Consider the following 301-nt stretch of genomic DNA (forward strand, 5'->3'; position numbering starts at 1 on the left):
AGTCGGTAGAGCAGAGGACTGAAAATCCTCGTGTCGGCGGTTCGATTCCGTCCCGAGCCACCATTTTGAAGTCGCAAGCCGGCTTAGCTCAATTGGTAGAGCAACTGACTTGTAATCAGTAGGTTGGGGGTTCAAGTCCTCTAGCCGGCACCACTTTCAAAATGAGCCATTAGCTCAGTTGGTAGAGCATCTGACTTTTAATCAGAGGGTCGAAGGTTCGAATCCTTCATGGCTCACCATTTTCAATTTAATGCGGGTGTAGTTTAGTGGTAAAACAAGAGCCTTCCAAGCTCTGGTCGAG

Annotated in this window: 2 tRNA genes; both read left to right on the forward strand. The window is 48.5% G+C overall.

The window, feature by feature from the left end:
* Positions 1 to 77 precede the first annotated feature (77 nt).
* A tRNA-Thr gene (locus MR170_RS31440) sits at positions 78 to 153 on the forward strand.
* A gap of 10 nt (positions 154 to 163) precedes the next feature.
* Positions 164 to 239: transfer RNA gene (locus tag MR170_RS31445), tRNA-Lys, on the forward strand.
* Positions 240 to 301 lie beyond the last annotated feature (62 nt).

The sequence above is a fragment of the Bacillus cereus group sp. BfR-BA-01524 genome, from assembly GCF_022662595.1.
GTDB lineage: Bacteria > Bacillota > Bacilli > Bacillales > Bacillaceae_G > Bacillus_A > Bacillus_A thuringiensis_S.